The organism is Kribbella sp. NPDC056345 (assembly GCF_042262745.1).
In the GTDB taxonomy this organism is placed as follows: domain Bacteria; phylum Actinomycetota; class Actinomycetes; order Propionibacteriales; family Kribbellaceae; genus Kribbella.
Genome location: NZ_JBHJQQ010000003.1, coordinates 534,891 through 550,238, shown reverse-complemented (window position 1 = coordinate 550,238; position 15,348 = coordinate 534,891). Strand labels below are relative to the sequence as shown.

The 15,348-nt window shown below is 69.9% G+C and carries 10 protein-coding genes; 7 read left to right on the top strand and 3 right to left on the bottom strand.

Going from position 1 to position 15,348, the window contains the following annotated elements:
• Complete coding sequence (locus tag ACFCV3_RS13400; RefSeq protein WP_376029832.1) at positions 1–564, top strand: hypothetical protein; 564 nt, start codon at positions 1–3, stop codon at positions 562–564.
• On the opposite strand, the gene ACFCV3_RS13395 is transcribed toward ACFCV3_RS13400, so the two are convergent.
• Positions 565–2,298: an L-aspartate oxidase gene (locus ACFCV3_RS13395; protein WP_376029830.1), complete on the bottom strand. Its 1,734-nt coding sequence runs from the start codon at positions 2,296–2,298 to the stop codon at positions 565–567.
• A gap of 165 nt (positions 2,299–2,463) precedes the next feature.
• On the opposite strand from ACFCV3_RS13395, the gene ACFCV3_RS13390 reads away from it, so the two are divergent.
• Positions 2,464–3,768 (top strand): NAD(P)/FAD-dependent oxidoreductase, encoded by a 1,305-nt coding sequence (locus ACFCV3_RS13390; protein ID WP_376029827.1) that lies wholly within the window; start codon positions 2,464–2,466, stop codon positions 3,766–3,768.
• A 1-nt stretch (position 3,769) separates the two neighbouring features.
• Here the strand turns inward: ACFCV3_RS13390 and ACFCV3_RS13385 are convergent, their stop codons facing one another.
• A complete protein-coding gene (locus tag ACFCV3_RS13385; RefSeq protein ID WP_376029824.1) occupies positions 3,770–4,981 on the bottom strand; it encodes an ROK family protein in 1,212 nt (403 codons plus the stop codon).
• 436 nt (positions 4,982–5,417) lie between these two features.
• Between ACFCV3_RS13385 and ACFCV3_RS13380 the strand changes: the two genes are divergently transcribed.
• From ACFCV3_RS13380 to ACFCV3_RS13360, 5 genes are all read left to right on the top strand, one after another.
• Positions 5,418–5,840, top strand: coding sequence for a hypothetical protein (locus tag ACFCV3_RS13380; protein WP_376029821.1), 423 nt, complete (start codon positions 5,418–5,420; stop codon positions 5,838–5,840).
• Positions 5,841–5,873: 33 nt separating this feature from the next.
• A complete protein-coding gene (locus ACFCV3_RS13375) occupies positions 5,874–7,667 on the top strand; it encodes an ABC transporter ATP-binding protein (protein WP_376029819.1) in 1,794 nt (597 codons plus the stop codon).
• Positions 7,660–9,441 (top strand): ABC transporter ATP-binding protein, encoded by a 1,782-nt coding sequence (locus ACFCV3_RS13370; protein WP_376029817.1) that lies wholly within the window; start codon positions 7,660–7,662, stop codon positions 9,439–9,441. Before ACFCV3_RS13375 ends, ACFCV3_RS13370 begins: the two co-directional genes overlap by 8 nt.
• Before the next feature lie 37 nt (positions 9,442–9,478).
• Complete coding sequence (locus ACFCV3_RS13365; protein ID WP_376029814.1) at positions 9,479–12,265, top strand: AAA family ATPase; 2,787 nt, start codon at positions 9,479–9,481, stop codon at positions 12,263–12,265.
• A gap of 182 nt (positions 12,266–12,447) precedes the next feature.
• Entirely contained in the window at positions 12,448–14,487 is a 2,040-nt protein-coding gene (locus ACFCV3_RS13360) for a HelD family protein (RefSeq protein ID WP_376029811.1), read from the top strand.
• Here ACFCV3_RS13360 and ACFCV3_RS13355 read toward each other — a convergent pair.
• Positions 14,464–15,342 carry a DUF2797 domain-containing protein gene (locus ACFCV3_RS13355; RefSeq protein WP_376029808.1) on the bottom strand — a complete coding sequence of 293 codons (879 nt, stop codon included), beginning with the start codon at positions 15,340–15,342 and terminating at the stop codon, positions 14,464–14,466. The two genes, ACFCV3_RS13360 and ACFCV3_RS13355, sit on opposite strands and share 24 nt — an antisense overlap.
• Positions 15,343–15,348: the final 6 nt, after the last annotated feature.

The following is a 15,348-nucleotide window of genomic DNA, read 5'->3' as shown; positions in this document are numbered from 1 at the left end:
ATGCGTCGCGGAGTGATTGCTCTGGATCGGGCAGTGGGCACGGTGATCGCGCTCGGACTGCTCCTCGTGGGCGGCGCGATGGTGGCCTGGCGGTACGGCGGACTCCCGTCCGTCCCGGACCGGATCACGGCCGGCCCGACCACCGCGGAATGGTGGCCGTGGGCAACTGGTGCCGGGGGAGTGGTGGCGATCCTGCTCGGCCTGTGGTGGCTCGCTCGACATCTGCCCCGTCGGGTCGGCGGGCGGTTCGCACTGCCCGGTGGCGATCGGAGTGGACGGCTGACTGCGGATGCGCACTCGGCCGTGGACGCCGCCGCTCAAGCGCTCGCCCGTACGCCGGGCATCCGCGACGGCTCCGGCCACGTGGTCGCCGACCGCGGTCAGCTCGTCGCCGAACTCACCTGCACGATCGAACCCACCGCCGACCTTGCCACGGTCCACTCGGCCGCAGCCCGCACCGCGGCCGAGCTCGCCACCGTCGTGGCCCTACCTGGCATTCACACCCGCGTCCGCCTCCGCGTCGCCCGCACAGACAAGACCGCACCGGTTGCCCGCGTCACCTGATCACTCGACTAGCTTGCCTTCGGTGGAGATGTCGTCGCGCATCAGGGCACGGATCTCGGCCGGGATCGCGGGGATGGGTTCCCTGGTGACCTGGCCGGGGCCCGACCAGACGAGGTTGACCTGCAGGGACTCGTCGAGTTCGGGGTAGTCGGAGCGGTTGTGGCAGCCGCGCGACTCGCGCCGTTCCAGTGCGGCGTCGAGAGTGGCCCGGGCGGACAGCGCCGACGACTTGAGGTCGAAGGCGTGCGCGAGGTCCTGGAAGCCCGCGATATCGGGGTGGACGCCGATCTGCGCCGTACGGTCCTCGATCTCGGCGAGCTCCTCGATACCGGCCAGCAGACCGGCCTCGTCCCGGACGACGCCGGCCCGGGCGGTGAGGGTGTCGCGGAGTGCTCTCTGCAGCGCCCGCACGTTCTCCGGCCCGTCGGCCGCGAGCAGCCCGTCCACCTCGGCGCGAGCCTCACCGACAACCTCGGCAGACCGTTGCTGCGACTCACGATTGACGGAGTACTTCGCAGCCTCCTCGCCGACGATCCGGCCGAACACGAGGAGCTCGATCAGCGAGTTCCCGCCCAGCCGGTTCGCTCCGTGCAGACCGCTCGCCGCCTCGCCGAGCGCGTACAGACCGTCGACCCCGGTCGAGTGGTCCTCGGCCCGGACCCACACGCCGCCCATCGAGTAGTGCGCGGTCGGTGCGATCTCGATCGGTTGCTGGGTGATGTCGAGCATCTGCAACTCGAGCAGGGTCTGGTAGACCCGCGGCAGCCGCTGCATGATCGTCTCCCGCGGCAGGTGCGAGACATCGAGCCAGACCCCACCCTTCGGCGTACCGCGTCCTTCCTTGATCTCCGTGTACGCCGCCAGCGCCACCCGGTCGCGGGTCGACAGCTCCATCCGCTCGGCGTCGTACCGGGCCATGAAGCGCTCGCCGAGCGCGTTCCGGAGCTGACCGCCCTCGCCGCGCGCGGCCTCGGACACCAGCGTCCCGGCCGCGTTCTCCGGCTCGAGCAACCCGGACGGGTGGAACTGGACGAGCTCAGGGTCCCGGATCCGGCCGCCGGCCGTGACCGCGAGGCGGAACGAGTCGCCCGTGTTCTCATCGCGGCGTGACGACGTCCGCCGCCAGATCCGGGTGTGGCCGCCGGCCGCGAGGATCACGGCGTCGGCGTGAATGACGTACCGCTTACCGGTGTCGAGGTCGAATCCGTAGGCACCGAAGACGGTGTTGTCCCGGACCAGGATCCGCGTCACGTAGACGTTGTCGAGAATCGGTACGCCGAGCTGCACCGCGCGATTCACCAGTGTGCGCTGGATCTCCAGGCCGGTGTAGTCGCCCGCGAACGCCGTTCGGCGGTAGGTGTGCGCGCCGAAGAACCGCTGCGAGATCCGCCCGTCGGCCTCGCGCGCGAACGGCATCCCGTAACGCTCGAGATCGGCGATCCCCTGCGCCGCACCCTCGGCCACGATCCGGACCGTGTCCGGGTTGGCGAGCAGGTAGCTCTCCTGCAGGGTGTCGGCGGCGTGCTGCTGCCAGGTGTCCTCGGGGTCCATCGTGGCCAGCGCGGCGTTGATCCCGCCGGCGGCCAGCGAGGTGTGCGCGTCATTGCGTGGACGCTTGCCCAGGGCAAGGACCTCGACTCCGCGTTCGGCCAGCTCGATCGCGGCCCGCAGGCCGCCACCGCCGGTTCCGATCACCAGGACGGAGGTTGCGATCTGCTGCTCGGCCATCGTCATTGATGGTTCTCTCCTTAGGCTCATCGGCGCTCTACTTCTACAAGACCACGCAATTTCCGGATCTGTGACTTCCCGGCCGGGTAACCGCTGTCACACCGGGGGTGGGCGTAGTCACAACGAGGACCTCTACGCTGTCGTAGCTAGTGAGAGAACGGGAGACTGACGGTGCGCAGAATCGTGGTTGTCGGAGGCGGTTACGCCGGCTTCTACACGGCCTGGAAGCTCGAGAAGAAGCTGCGGCGTGGCGAGGCCGAGGTGATCCTGATCGATCCGCGGCCGTACATGACGTACCAGCCGTTCCTGCCCGAGGTGCTGTCCGGTTCGGTCGAGGCCCGGCACGCGGCGATCTCGTTGCGCCGCAACCTGCGCCGTACCCGCATCATCGCCGGCTCGGTGACCACGGTCGAGCACGCCCGCCGTACCGTCACCATCCACCCGGTGAACGGCGAGGACTTCGAGCTCCCGTACGACGTGATCGCGGTCACCGCCGGCGCGATCACCCGCACCTTCGACCTGCCCGGGATCACGGAGAACGCGATCGGGATGAAGCACGTCGAGGAGGCGGTGGCCGTTCGCGACCGGCTGCTCACCGCCTTCGACGAGGCCTCCGTCCTACCGCCAGGTCCCGTACGCCGCCGCCTGCTGACCGTGGTCGTCGTCGGCGCGGGCTTCAACGGTGTGGAGAGTTTCGGCGAACTGCTCTCATTGGCCAACAGCCTGCTCAAGTCGTACCCCGGACTGAGCCGCGACGACCTGTCCTTCCACCTGGTCGAGGCGACCCAGAAGATCCTGCCGGAGGTGACCGACGGTCCACGCGCCTGGGTTCGACGGCTGCTCGAGGGCCGGGGTGGCCACGTGCATCTGGAGACCACAGTGGAGTCCGCTGTCGACGGTCACGTGGTGCTCTCGGACGGGTCGGAGTTCGATGCGGAGCTGATCGTCTGGACGGCCGGCAACGCGGCGACGCGGTTGGTGCGCGGTCACACCGACCTCCCGGTCACGGCACGCGGCCTGATCCAGACCCGCCCCGACCTGCGCGTCGGGACCGAGGACGAGATCGTGCCGGACGCCTGGGCCGCCGGTGACGACGCCGCGATCCCGGACCTCGCCGTACCGGGTTCACTTACCGTGCCGAACGCACAGAACGCCGTACGGCAGGGGAAGCTTCTCGCGAAGAACCTGCTCGCGACCCTGCGCGGACGAGAGCCGAAGCAGTACCTGCACCACACACTGGGCGCGGTGGCGACGCTCGGTCTCGGGACCGGTGTCTTCCAGTTCCGCCGCATCGTGGTGAAGGGCCCGCTCGCCTGGCTGATGCACCGCGGCTACCACGTGCTCGCCGTACCGACTTGGGACCGGAAGGTCCGCGTGCTGGCGGTCTGGCTGGCCGCCGCGGTCTACGGCCGCGACATCGTCTCGCTGGCCTCAGTACAGCAACCCCGCGCCGCCTTCACCACCGACGCCGAATGAGTTAAGCGCCCGGTACGGCGAGGAGGTCGGCGAGGACCGTGTCGAGTGCCATCCGGGCTGCGCCGAGCGCTACGGAGTCGGCGCCCATGGTGGAGGTGATGACGTCGATCGGGACGAGGGCCAGGCGGGCCAGTTCGCGGCGGAAGGGTTCGGCGATGATCGCGCCGCCGCGGGACATGCCGCCGCCGAGGACGACGACCTCAGGGTCGACGGCGAGAGCCAGTACGGCGGCGCCGCGGGCGAGCACCTCGGTGAACTCGATCAGCACGCGCAGACTCTCGGGGTCCTGCCGGGCCGCCGACGCGATCACCAGCTCACCCTCGCGGCCGGACGGCAGGCCTGCGGCGATGGCGAGCTGGGCGCCGCGGGCATGCAACTGGTCGACCGCGGCTTCCCAGCCGAGCATCGGCCAGGTGCCGATCTCGCCGGCGGCGCCGTGATGGCCCTGATGGACCTGTCCGTTGATGAGGACGCCGGCACCGGCGCGGTGGCCGGCGAACATGTACACAATGTCGCGGTGGCCTTGGGCCGCGCCCTTCCAGTGCTCGGCGAGCGCGGCGAGCTTCACATCATTGGCAACGGCAACCGGTACGCCGAGCCCTGCCGACAGCTCGGCGGCCACATCGACGTCGGGGAACCCGGGCAGTGAGTAGACCGCCAGCCCCGCACCGATCGGCCCCTTGCGCACGTCGTTCACGCCCTCGCCGGCCCGCAGCGCGCCGGTGACTCCGCAGGCGGCACCGGTGATCTCGTCCGGATCGAGCCGGGCCTCTTGCCAGGTCGCACGGGTGACGTCGACGGCGATCTGGATCCGGGTGGTTGCATCGAGCGCCGGGTCCAGCTCGACGCGCCGGGTCGCAAGAGTGTTGCCGCGCAGGTCGGTGACAACGGCCATCGCCTTGTGCGCGCCGATGTCGATCCCCGTCACGTAACCGGACTCGGCCCGGAAGCGGAAGTGCCGAGCCGGGCGCCCGGCGCCGCGGGTGGTGGAGGCCGGCTGCCGCGGTGGCGTGGTCTCCTCGACCCGGCCGTCGGCGATCAGAGTCGCCAGCAGATCCTCGGCGGTCGGTCGCGAGACGCCGACGACGGCCCGCAACTCCCGCGGAGTCAAGGACTCCGCCTGGAGGAAGGCATCCAGTGCTGCCGCGAGGTTCAGCTTGCGCAGCAACGACGAGTCGCCCATCCGGCCGCCATCGCCTCTGTCCCGACTCACCCTCCGAGGATACGGGCCCCGATCACCCAGCCGGCCAGGAGCCGTTGCACGACCGAGTACGGCGATGCCCGCGGACCGCCAGCCCATCACAATCGCCCGAATCGTCCCCGGTCAGGCGTGCGTTCCGCGGGCACCCGCACTTGTGATGGCGTGGCCGTCCGGGTCGCGCCGCCTTGGATGCGTCCGGTGACGTAGCTGGTGGCTGGGCGCCGTTGCGGCCGATAACTGCGAGATGTGGTTGGGCGCCGCGGGGGCTGAGGTGCTGGCGAGGTCGGCGACCGGGTGATCGTTGCCTGGGGCTGACGGGCTTGGGTTGCGGTAGGCGAGGTGCGGTCGTCTGTCGGGTGTCCCATTGCGGGGGCTGGGGAGTCCTACCCGGCGTTTTTGGCAGGTTGCACGCCCCAGTGGGGGAAGGCGCGGGCGGTAGGTTGAGGGTGTGGAGGATCAGGGGAGTTGGCGGGAGCGGCGGCGGGAGGCGTCTGTTGAGCAGGCGGCTGCGTTGGAGCGGCGGAAGGCTGCGGAGTCGGCGCAGGCGCGTGAGCTGCTGGTCGAATTTGTGCGCGAACTGCGGGAGCGTGGGGTGGCGCCGGAGCTCTTGCGGGCGCAGGTGATTGGGTCGGGGACGAGTTACCGCACTGGGATCAGTGGGTGGTATCTGCGGAAGAATCGGTCGGTGGGTGTTGATACCGAGGCCAACTTCTACATTCTCGGGACGACTGCGAGTCTTGCTGCGCGGGTGACCGGCGTGCGGGTGCTTGCTTCGGATCCGCCGCTCGTGGTGGGTCAAGGTGGGCGCGATGGTGAGTCGATCAAGCTCGCGGATCTGCTGGAGATGCGTCGGGCTGAGTTATTCAAGTGATTTCTGTCGGCTAGGCCGGTTACGGTCTGCAGGATGCTGACTCTGCTGAGATACGGGATGCGCGTCGCGCCGGGGAGTACGGCGCTGACGGTGGGGCTGGCCGTGTTGGGGGCAGTGCTCGGGATGGCGGTCACGCTGCTCACCGGGCAGGTGGTCGGAGCAGTGCCGGGAGTGATCGCGGGGTCGGCCGGGGCGATGTCGCTCTGGGCCTTCGGGTGGCTGCTGGCGGCCATGCTGTTCGTGTTCGTGCTCGAGAGTCTGGCGCCGGCGTTGCACCGGGTCACGGCGACGTTGCTGGAGGCGGCGGTCGTCCGCGAGATCGGGATCGGCATCACTGAGCCGCTGCTGCGGCCGCAGCGGATCGAGCATCTCGAGGACGGTGAGGTCCTCGACGTCCAGGAGCGGGCGAAGGGCAAGGGTGGATTCCACCTCGCGCAAGGCATGTCGCAGCTGCCGTGGTTGCTTGCCGCGCGGATCACCATGATCGGGTCGGCCGTGATCGTCGGGCTGATGTTCTCCTGGTTGGTCGCCGCGATGCTGGTCGCGGTGACGTTGGTCCTGGAGTGGCATCAGGGCCGGATGATCGAGGGCGAGATCGACATGTGGTGGGGCAACACCGAGGAGCAGCGCCGCGCCAACTACGTCTTCGACCTCGGCATGAAGGACGCCCCGAAGGAGCTGCGGGTCTTCGGCCTGCATCAGTGGGTGGTGAACCGCTACGTCCAGGAGTGGACGGCAGGATTCCGGGCGGTCTGGGCCAAGCGCGGCAAGAACGTGGTCTGGTCGATCGCGATGGGTCTGGTCCGGCTGCTCGCCGACGGGTTCGCGATCCTGCTCGTCGGCCGCGCCGCGCTCGCCGGTGACTTGCCACTGACGCAGGTCGCGACCGCAGTGCCGGCGATCCTCGCGATCGGTGTCTCCGGCAGCGGGTACGGCGTCGTCCAGCTGCGGCGCGGACTCTCGGCGTACCGGGCGATGGTGGCGCTGCCGGACACGATCGCCACCCGGCACCCGGAGCCGGTGGCCACCGGGCAGCACCGGGTCGAGACGATGCCTGCGCGGGAGATCCGGTTCGAGAAGGTGAGCTTCCACTATCCGGGCTCGGACAACTATGTGCTCCGGGATCTCGACCTGACGATCCACGCGCGGGAGGCGCTGGCGCTGGTCGGGATCAACGGCGCCGGGAAGTCGACGCTGGTGAAGCTGCTCGGCGGCGCGTACCGGCCGACCAGTGGGCGGATCCTCATCGACGGGGTCGATCTCGCGGAGCTCGACCTCGGCCAATGGCAGCGGCGGATCGCAGCCATCGTGCAGGACTTCCTGCGCTTCCCGCTGCCGGTGACGGACAACGTGGAGTTCGGGGCGATCGAGCGGGCCGGTGACCAGGCCGCTCTCGCCCAGGCAGCACGGGAGGCCGGCATCGAGGATCTGGTGCGCGGGCTGCCGAAGGACTGGGAAACCGTGCTGGACAAGGCTTTTGAGGGCGGTGTCGATCTGTCCGGTGGCGAGTGGCAGCGGGTTGCGCTGGCTCGGGCGTTGTTCGCCGTCCATGCCGGCGCCGGAGTGCTCGTGCTCGACGAGCCGGCCGCTGCGCTGGATGTGCGAGCAGAGATCGAGCTGGTGGAGCGATATCTCGAGCTGACCTCCGGAGTGGCGTCACTGATTATCTCGCACCGGTTCTCGGTGGTGCGGAACGCGGACCGGATCTGTGTGCTCGCCGACGGACACATCATCGAAGACGGAACCCACGAGCAACTGCTCGCAGCGGAAGGGACCTACGCCAAGATGTTCCGGTTGCAGGCCGAGCGGTACATGACCGATGCGTAGCCTGCGGATCGGCCGGCTGTGGCTGGCCACGTCGTTCCGGGCGGCGCCGGTGCTGATGGCGATCTCGACCGTGCTGGTCGCGGCGCGGGCGGTGACGGCGCCGGCCCAGACCTATGGCATCAGCCTGCTGGTCGAGGGCCTCAGCGGAGACGGGTCGGACACGATCGCGGTCGGTGTGGCGATCATCATCGGTGGGCTGGCGGTTTCGTTCCTGGCCGATGTGGTCGGCTGGCCGGTGCAGCAGACGGCCGAGGAGCGGATGGCCGGTCGGGTGCACGCGGACCTGCTCGACGTGACGACCGGGATTCCGGGCCTGACCCACCACGAGCGGCCTGATGTGGCCGACCGCCTGGAGCTCGTGCGGGAGCGGGCCTGGCGGATGGGCGTCGGCTCCGAGGTGCTGCTGTGGCTGTTCGGCACGGTGACGAACACGGTCACGGTGCTCACCCTGCTGGGCTCGGTGCACCCGCTGCTGCTGCTTCTGCCGCTCCTCGGGACGTCGCGGATCTGGTCGGCGTACAAGGGGAGCATCCGGGAGCAGAAGGCCTACGAGGACTCGCTGCCGCACGAGCGCCTGGCGGACCGGCTGATCGAGGTGGCGAAGGATCCGCGGACGGCGCTCGAGCTGCGGGTGTTCGGGCTGGGCAAGGTCATGATCGAGCGGATCTCGGCGTTGCAGGCCGAGCGGTTCAAGTTGCAGGTCGCGGCGGCGAAGTGGAGTGGGAAGGTCGACGGCGCGGTACGTCTCGGGTTCGCGCTGGTCTACGCGGCGGCGATCGTCTGGGTGATCGCGCGGGCTCGCAACGGCCAGGCCTCGGCGGGCGACGTCGTCCTGGTGCTGCTCCTGGCACCGCAGGTCGATCAGATGACCGGCGGGATCGCGCAGAACATCTACTGGGTCGGGGAAGTGGTTCGGAGCTTCAGCCGCTACGACTGGCTGCGGCAGTACGCGAAGGACAACTCCTGGCAAGCGAGTACGACGCCCGCCCCGGCCAAGCTCACCTCGGGGATCGAGCTGCAGAACGTGGGATTCGCCTATCCGGGGAGCGAGTCGCCGGTCCTGAGCGACGTGACGCTGAAGATTCCGGCGGGATCGGCCGTGGCGCTGGTGGGGGAGAACGGTGCCGGCAAGACCACGCTGGTGAAGTTGCTGGCCCGGATGTACGACCCGACCACCGGGCAGATCCTGATCGACGGAGTCGCGCTGCCCGAGATCGGTCCCGAGGACTGGCGGTCCCGGATGTCGGCCGGGTTCCAGGACTTCGTGAAGTTCGAGTTCCTGGCCCGCGAGGTGGTCGGGATCGGCGATCTCGGGCGGATGGACGACGAGGACGCGATCCGGGCGGCCGTCGTACGGGGTGATGCCGGGTCGGTGATCGCCGGCCTGCCGAACGGGCTGGACAACCAGCTGGGGAAGAAGTTCGAGGGTGGGGCCGAGCTGTCCGGCGGCCAGTGGCAACGACTCGCGCTGGCGCGGGCGTTCATGCGGGAGCGGCCGCTGCTGTTGCTGCTCGACGAGCCGACGGCGGCGCTCGATCCGGAGGCCGAGCACCGGCTGTTCGAGCAGTACGCCGAAGCGGCTCGGATCGCGGGCAGCGAGACCGGCGGGATCACCGTGCTGGTGTCGCACCGGTTCTCGACCGTGCGGATGGCCGACCTGATCGTGGTCCTGCACGAAGGACGGATCGAGGAGGTCGGCAGCCACGAGGAGCTGCTCGCGGCGGGTGGCCGCTATGCGGAGCTGTTCGAGCTGCAGGCCCGCGCCTACCGCTGAACTCAGCCGCGCTCCCCGGTGATGCGAATATGGCCGCATGCCGTCGCCAGTCATCAGCCCCGTCCTCGTTGGCCGGACGTCCGAGTTGGCGGCGATCGAGGCGGCGTACGGACAGGTTCGGACGGGTGAGTCGACCACGGTGCTGGTCACTGGCGAGGCGGGGATCGGCAAGTCCCGTCTGGTGGCGACGGCGATCGAGCGGCTGGCGGGCGATCCGCTGATCTTGCGCGGCGGTTGTCTCGAGCTGGGGGCCAGCGGGACGCCGTGGTTGCCGTTCGTCGCGGTGATGCGCGACCTGTTGCGGGCCTGGGGTGCGGATCGGTTGCGGAGCGCACTGCCGGCCGACGGTACGGCGCTGGCCGATTGGTGGCCGGAGCTCGGGCTGACGCGGGCCGACGGCGGTCAGGTCCGGTTGTTCGAGGAAATGCTGAGCCTGCTCGGTCGAGCGGCACGTGACCGGCCGGTCGTTGTGGTGATCGAGGATCTGCAGTGGTCGGACACCTCGAGCCGAGAGCTGTTCGCCTACCTCGCGCGGAACCTCGGCGAACGCCAGGTGCTGCTGATCAGTACCGTCCGCTCCGGTGAGCTCGCCCCCGGCCACCCGACGCGGCAGTTGCTGGGGGAGTTGGGTCGCCGGGCCGGCGTCGTACGGGTCGACCTGGCTGCGTTGGCGCGGCGCGAGGTCGCGGCACTGCTGGCTGCGCTCGCTGGGCGATCTGTCGATCCGGTGGTGGCGAGCGAGATCCACCGGCGCAGTGCCGGGAACCCACTGTTCGTCGAGGCGTTGAAGTCGAGCGGGTCTGCGGCCGGAGGTGGGCTGAGCGACCTGTTACTGGATCGGGTTGCGGACCTCTCGCCGGATGCCCGGCGCCTGCTGGCGGCGATCGCGGTGGCCGGGGCCGAGGTGCCTGATGTGATCCTCGCCGAGGTTCTGGAACGGCCCAGTGACGAGGCGCTGCGTGAACTGGTCGAGCGGCATCAGGTCGTCGTGCGCGACACCGTGTACGCCGTACGGCACGACCTGATCCGCGAGGCCGTGTACGGCGCGTTGCTGCCGGGCGAACGGAGGCGTCTGCACCGACGCTACGCGACCGCGATCGACACCCGCGACGCTGTGGGTGACTACCAGTCCGCCGCGCTGGCCGAGCACTGGCAGGCCGCCGGCGAGCACGGGCGGGCGTTGACCGCTGCCTGGCGGGCAGCCGCGGTGGCGGGGCGGCAGTTCGCGTACGACGATCAGCTGAACCTGCTCGACAAGGTCCTGACCTTGTGGTCCGAGGTTGACGGGCCGGAGCAGCTGACCGGCGTGAGCCGGGCGGACGTCCTGACCGCCGGTGTCGAGGTCGCCAATGCGGCGGGCCGGGCCGAGTGGGGCGTTCAGCGGTCGATCGAGGCGCTGGCCGAACTGGACGTCGAGCGGGAGCCGATGCGGGTGGCGAGGGTCCTCGGTCTGCAAGGCTTGTTGCGGAACCGGCTGGGTGAAACCGGGATCGACAGCGTGCAGCGAGCGGTCGCGCTGGTGGCGCCAGGTGCCGACGACCTGTTGAGGTGCCGGTTGCTGGCCTGGCTGGGCTTCCTCTTCTGCGTCGAGGACAACATCGAACCTGGCCGCCTGGTCGTTGCCGAGGCCTACGCCTTGGCCGACCGGCTTGACCACGACGGACTCCGGGCCGCCGCCTTGCTGTCGGCTGCCTACCTCGATGACGCGGACGGAGAGGCCGAGGCGGCGATCGCGAAGTACGTCCGGTGCGGGGAGTTGGCGTTGCGGGCCGGCGACCATGCGCTGTACCTGACCGCCCAGCAGTGGAAGTGCATCGTCCTTGTGGTCGATGGCCGGTTCGAGGAGTCGGTCGAGGTCAGCGCTACGGCCCAGCGACTGGCCGAGGAGTGGGGCCTGGCTCGGGCCCGCGGCAGCATGCTGGCGCAGAATCGGGCGTACACATTGTATCGGCTCGGGCGCTGGGACGAGGCACTCGACGTCATCGATGACGCGCTGGCCGACGCGCCGCCACCTCGCTATCTGGTCTCCCTGCACTACGTGGCCGCCCTGATCGCTGTTCGGCAGGGGCGATTCGAGCATGCGCAGCGACTGCTCGACGACACCGCGTACGGCGACACCGAACCGTTCGCCGGGATGATGCTGACTGTCCGGCTCACGATGGCGATCCTGCAGGGCGATCATGAGGCCGCACGGCAGCTCGTCGAGCAGGGCATCAAGCGCCAGGATTGGCACAACCACGACGCTGCCTGGTTTCTGCTCGCCCTGGCCGAGACGGGCGACCTCGACGCCTTGCGCGCCGCGCGAAAGCTGGTCCCGGCGGTGGCGTATCAACGAGTCACTCCCGCCGCGATGCTCGGCACGGCCGAGGCCGTCGAACAAGGGACGCCGAAGGCCTGGCGGCAGGCGGTCGAGGCATGGCGGCGGATCAGCGACCGATACGAGCTCGCGGCCGCGCTGACCGGTCTGGCGGGAGCAGAACTTGCCGGACGCAACGACCGGGGTGCCCGCGAGGCGTTGACAGAGGCGCGGGCGATTGCCGACGAGCTGCGGGCCGAGCCTCTGCTCGCGCGGATCGGCGTACTGGCGAATCGGGTCGGGCTCGGGGCGGAGGCGCCACCGGCGCGGGCGTTCGGGCTGACGGCTCGGGAGCTCGAGGTGCTGCAGGTGCTGGCGCAAGGGCTGTCGAACGCCGAGATCGCCCGGAAGCTCTTCGTCTCCGGCAACACCGTTGCGACCCACGTGGCCCGCGTCCTGCGGAAGCTGGGAGCCGCATCCCGGACGGAGGCGTCGGCGATCGCGCACCGCGAAGGCCTCTTGAACTAATTCGGTGGTGGCCCGGGAGAGTGGCTGGTAATGTCGCCCGCCTGCCTTCTCGGGCGACTTGCAGCACTGTGTGAAGGATCGAATCGAACCGGAGAGCTCCGGGGCGGGACCTTGGTGGTCGCCCGTCGATCTGTCCGTTCTCCTTCACCGCTGTACTTCTTCCTCAAGGGAGGCACCTCTCGATGCTTGAGCTCGACTCCGAGCGTGCAGTTCTGACCGAGGCCAAGGCCGCGCTGGCGCGGATGTACGCCGACGTCCTGGTGCGCGACATCCCTGTCATCGGGGGTGAGGACAACGACGAGCGGTTCACCAACGAGGCCAACCAGCGCGCGCACGAGCAGCGGACCCTGGCGCTGGTGGACCTGCCCGATGTCCCGCTCTTCTTCGGCCGGCTCGACTACGAGCACGGGACGATCGACGGGATCGACCGGATCTACATCGGCCGCCGGCACGTCCACGACGGCAGCGGTGAGCCGATGGTCATCGACTGGCGGGCGCCGGTCTCGGTGCCGTTCTACCGGGCCACGCACAGCGATCGGCAGCAGGTGCTGCTGCGCCGGCGGTACGGGTTCTCCGACAGTGCGGAGCTGACCGGCTTCGAGGACGAGCCGATGACCGGGCCGGAGGTCCACGATCAGGGCGACGCCTTCCTGCGGGCCGAGATCGAGCGCCCGCGGACCGGGCCGATGCGCGACATCGTCGCCACCATCCAGCCCGAGCAGGACGACCTGGTCCGCGCCCCGCTGAACCCGTCGATCTGTGTCCAGGGTGCGCCCGGGACCGGGAAGACCGCGGTCGGGCTGCACCGCGTCGCCTACCTGCTCTACACCGAACGCGAGCGGCTCCGGCGTGGTGGCGTCGTGATCGTCGGGCCGAACCGCTCGTTCCTGTCCTACATCCGCAAGGTCCTCCCCGCGCTGGGCGAGGTCGACGTCCGGCAGATCACCATCGAGGAGCTGATCACGCACCCGACCGAGGCGGTCGACGGGCCGGAGACTGCGCGGATCAAGGGCAACGAGCGGATGTCCGCCGTACTGGTCCGGGCGTTGTGGTCGTTCATCGGTACGCCGACCGAGGGGATCCTGTACAGCAAGGGGGCGCAGCGGTTCCGGGTACACGACTACCAGGCACAGGAGATCGTCGCGGCATTGCGCGGATCGACCGGGTACGCCGCCGGTCGCAATGCGCTCGCGCAGCGGCTGGCGCACGCCGTACTGGTGCTGATGGAGCAGCGCGGGGATTCGCCGGACGACCGCGTGCAGAACGCGGTGGCGCGGTCGAAGCCGGTGCAGGCGCTGGTGAACTCGGTCTGGCCGAAGCTGGTTCCGGAGCAGGTGCTGCACAAGCTGCTGTCCGATGCCGACTTCCTGGCCGAGGTGGCGGGCGACGATCTGACGGCCGACGAGCAGGCTGCGTTGCTGTGGGCGAAGCCGGCGCGGTCATGGAAGTCGGCAAAGTGGTCGCCGGCCGATGCCGTGTTGCTGGATGAGCTTGATGACCTGGTCGAGCGGCGGGCCGGTTCGCTCGGGCACCTGGTGCTGGACGAGGCACAGGACCTGTCGGCGATGCAGCTGCGCGCGCTCGGGCGGCGCTGCCGGACTGGTTCGGCGACCGTGCTCGGGGATGTCGCGCAGGCGACCACGCCGTGGGCCGCGGGAGCGTGGGACCGGGTGCTCGGGCACCTGGACAAGTCGGACGGTCTGGTGGTGGAGCTGGATCGGGGGTTCCGGGTGCCGGAGCAGATCATCAAGTTCGCGGCTCGGCTGTTGCCGGTCATCGCTCCGACTCTCGGAGTACCGACGGGAGTCCGGACGGTGGCGGACGCACTGGCCGTCGTACGGACCGCAGAGGAGTCGCTGGCCGACGCGGTGGTCGAGTCGTGCCGGACAGCGCTGGCCGGTGAGGGATCGGTGGCGTTGATCGCGGCGGACGATCAGATCGGGGCGCTGCAGGCCGAGTTGGTCGGGGCCGGCCTGGAGGCCGGGCTGCTGGGGGAGTCGGAGGACTCGATGGAGGCGACGCGGCTGGTCTGCGTCCCGGCGACGCTGGCGAAGGGCCTGGAGTTCGACACCGTGGTGGTGGCCGAGCCGGCCCGGATCGTCGCCGCCGAACCGCGTGGACTGCAGCGCCTGTACGTCGTACTGACGCGAGCCGTGAGTCGGCTGCAGCTCGTGCACTCCGAGCCGCTCCCGGAGGCCTTAGAACAGGGCGTCCTGCGGTAGCACGGGCGCGGCGATCGGCTCGGTGGCCGCGGTGAAGGCTGTGTCCGGATCGACCGGGCTGAGTGGCCAGCCGGACAGCAGCTGAGTGTCGGCGAGGACGAGGCCGTCCGGGGTGTCGAGGTAGAGATCGCGGGCGATCTGGCAGGTGATGCGGCCGGAGATCACCGCGTACGGCGCGAGTGCGGTCAGTGTGTGACCGGGTTGGATGCCGCCGGCGGGAAGCCCGTACGTCGGGGTGTGGTCGATGACGTCGAGCGTGCGAAGGGTCTGCCCGTCGGGCCAGTCGAGGGTGCTGACGTTCTTGGCGAGACCCTGCAGGTCGTCGGCACGCTCGGCGGCACTGGGCGGGCTCAGGCGGGCGGTGCGCTTGGTGGGGGAGGCGACCCGGTCGGTGACGCCGAAGGCGGAGGTGAAGAGGCGCTCGACCCGGCGGGCCGCGGCGAGGGTGCCGCTGGACAGGAAGGCGGAGCTGAGCGCGCCCTGCTCGAGGAGGCGGGCCTGCCCGCGGTCGGCGGCGGTGATGCCGATCTTGACGCGGCTGCCGTGATGGGCGAGATAGACGGCGAACTCGCGCGGGTCGTCGAGGCGGGTATCTGCGGCGATCGAGTACGAACGGTCCATCGTCTGGCACTCCGGGCAGAGCGGCCCGTGGACGGTGGCGGCGAGCGGGGTCCTGGTCGGGCAGCCGAGGCGCTTGCCGTTGCGCCAGATGCCGATGCACTGGCGGTCGGGGCCGGTGGCGAACGCGATCTCGTCGCCCAGCCGCAGCGGGGTTCGTGGGGTGGCGGCGGACCACTCCAGTTGCGGGAGGCCGTCGTTCCACACCAGTCCGGCCACGCGAGAGGGTTCGCTCATGGGCGC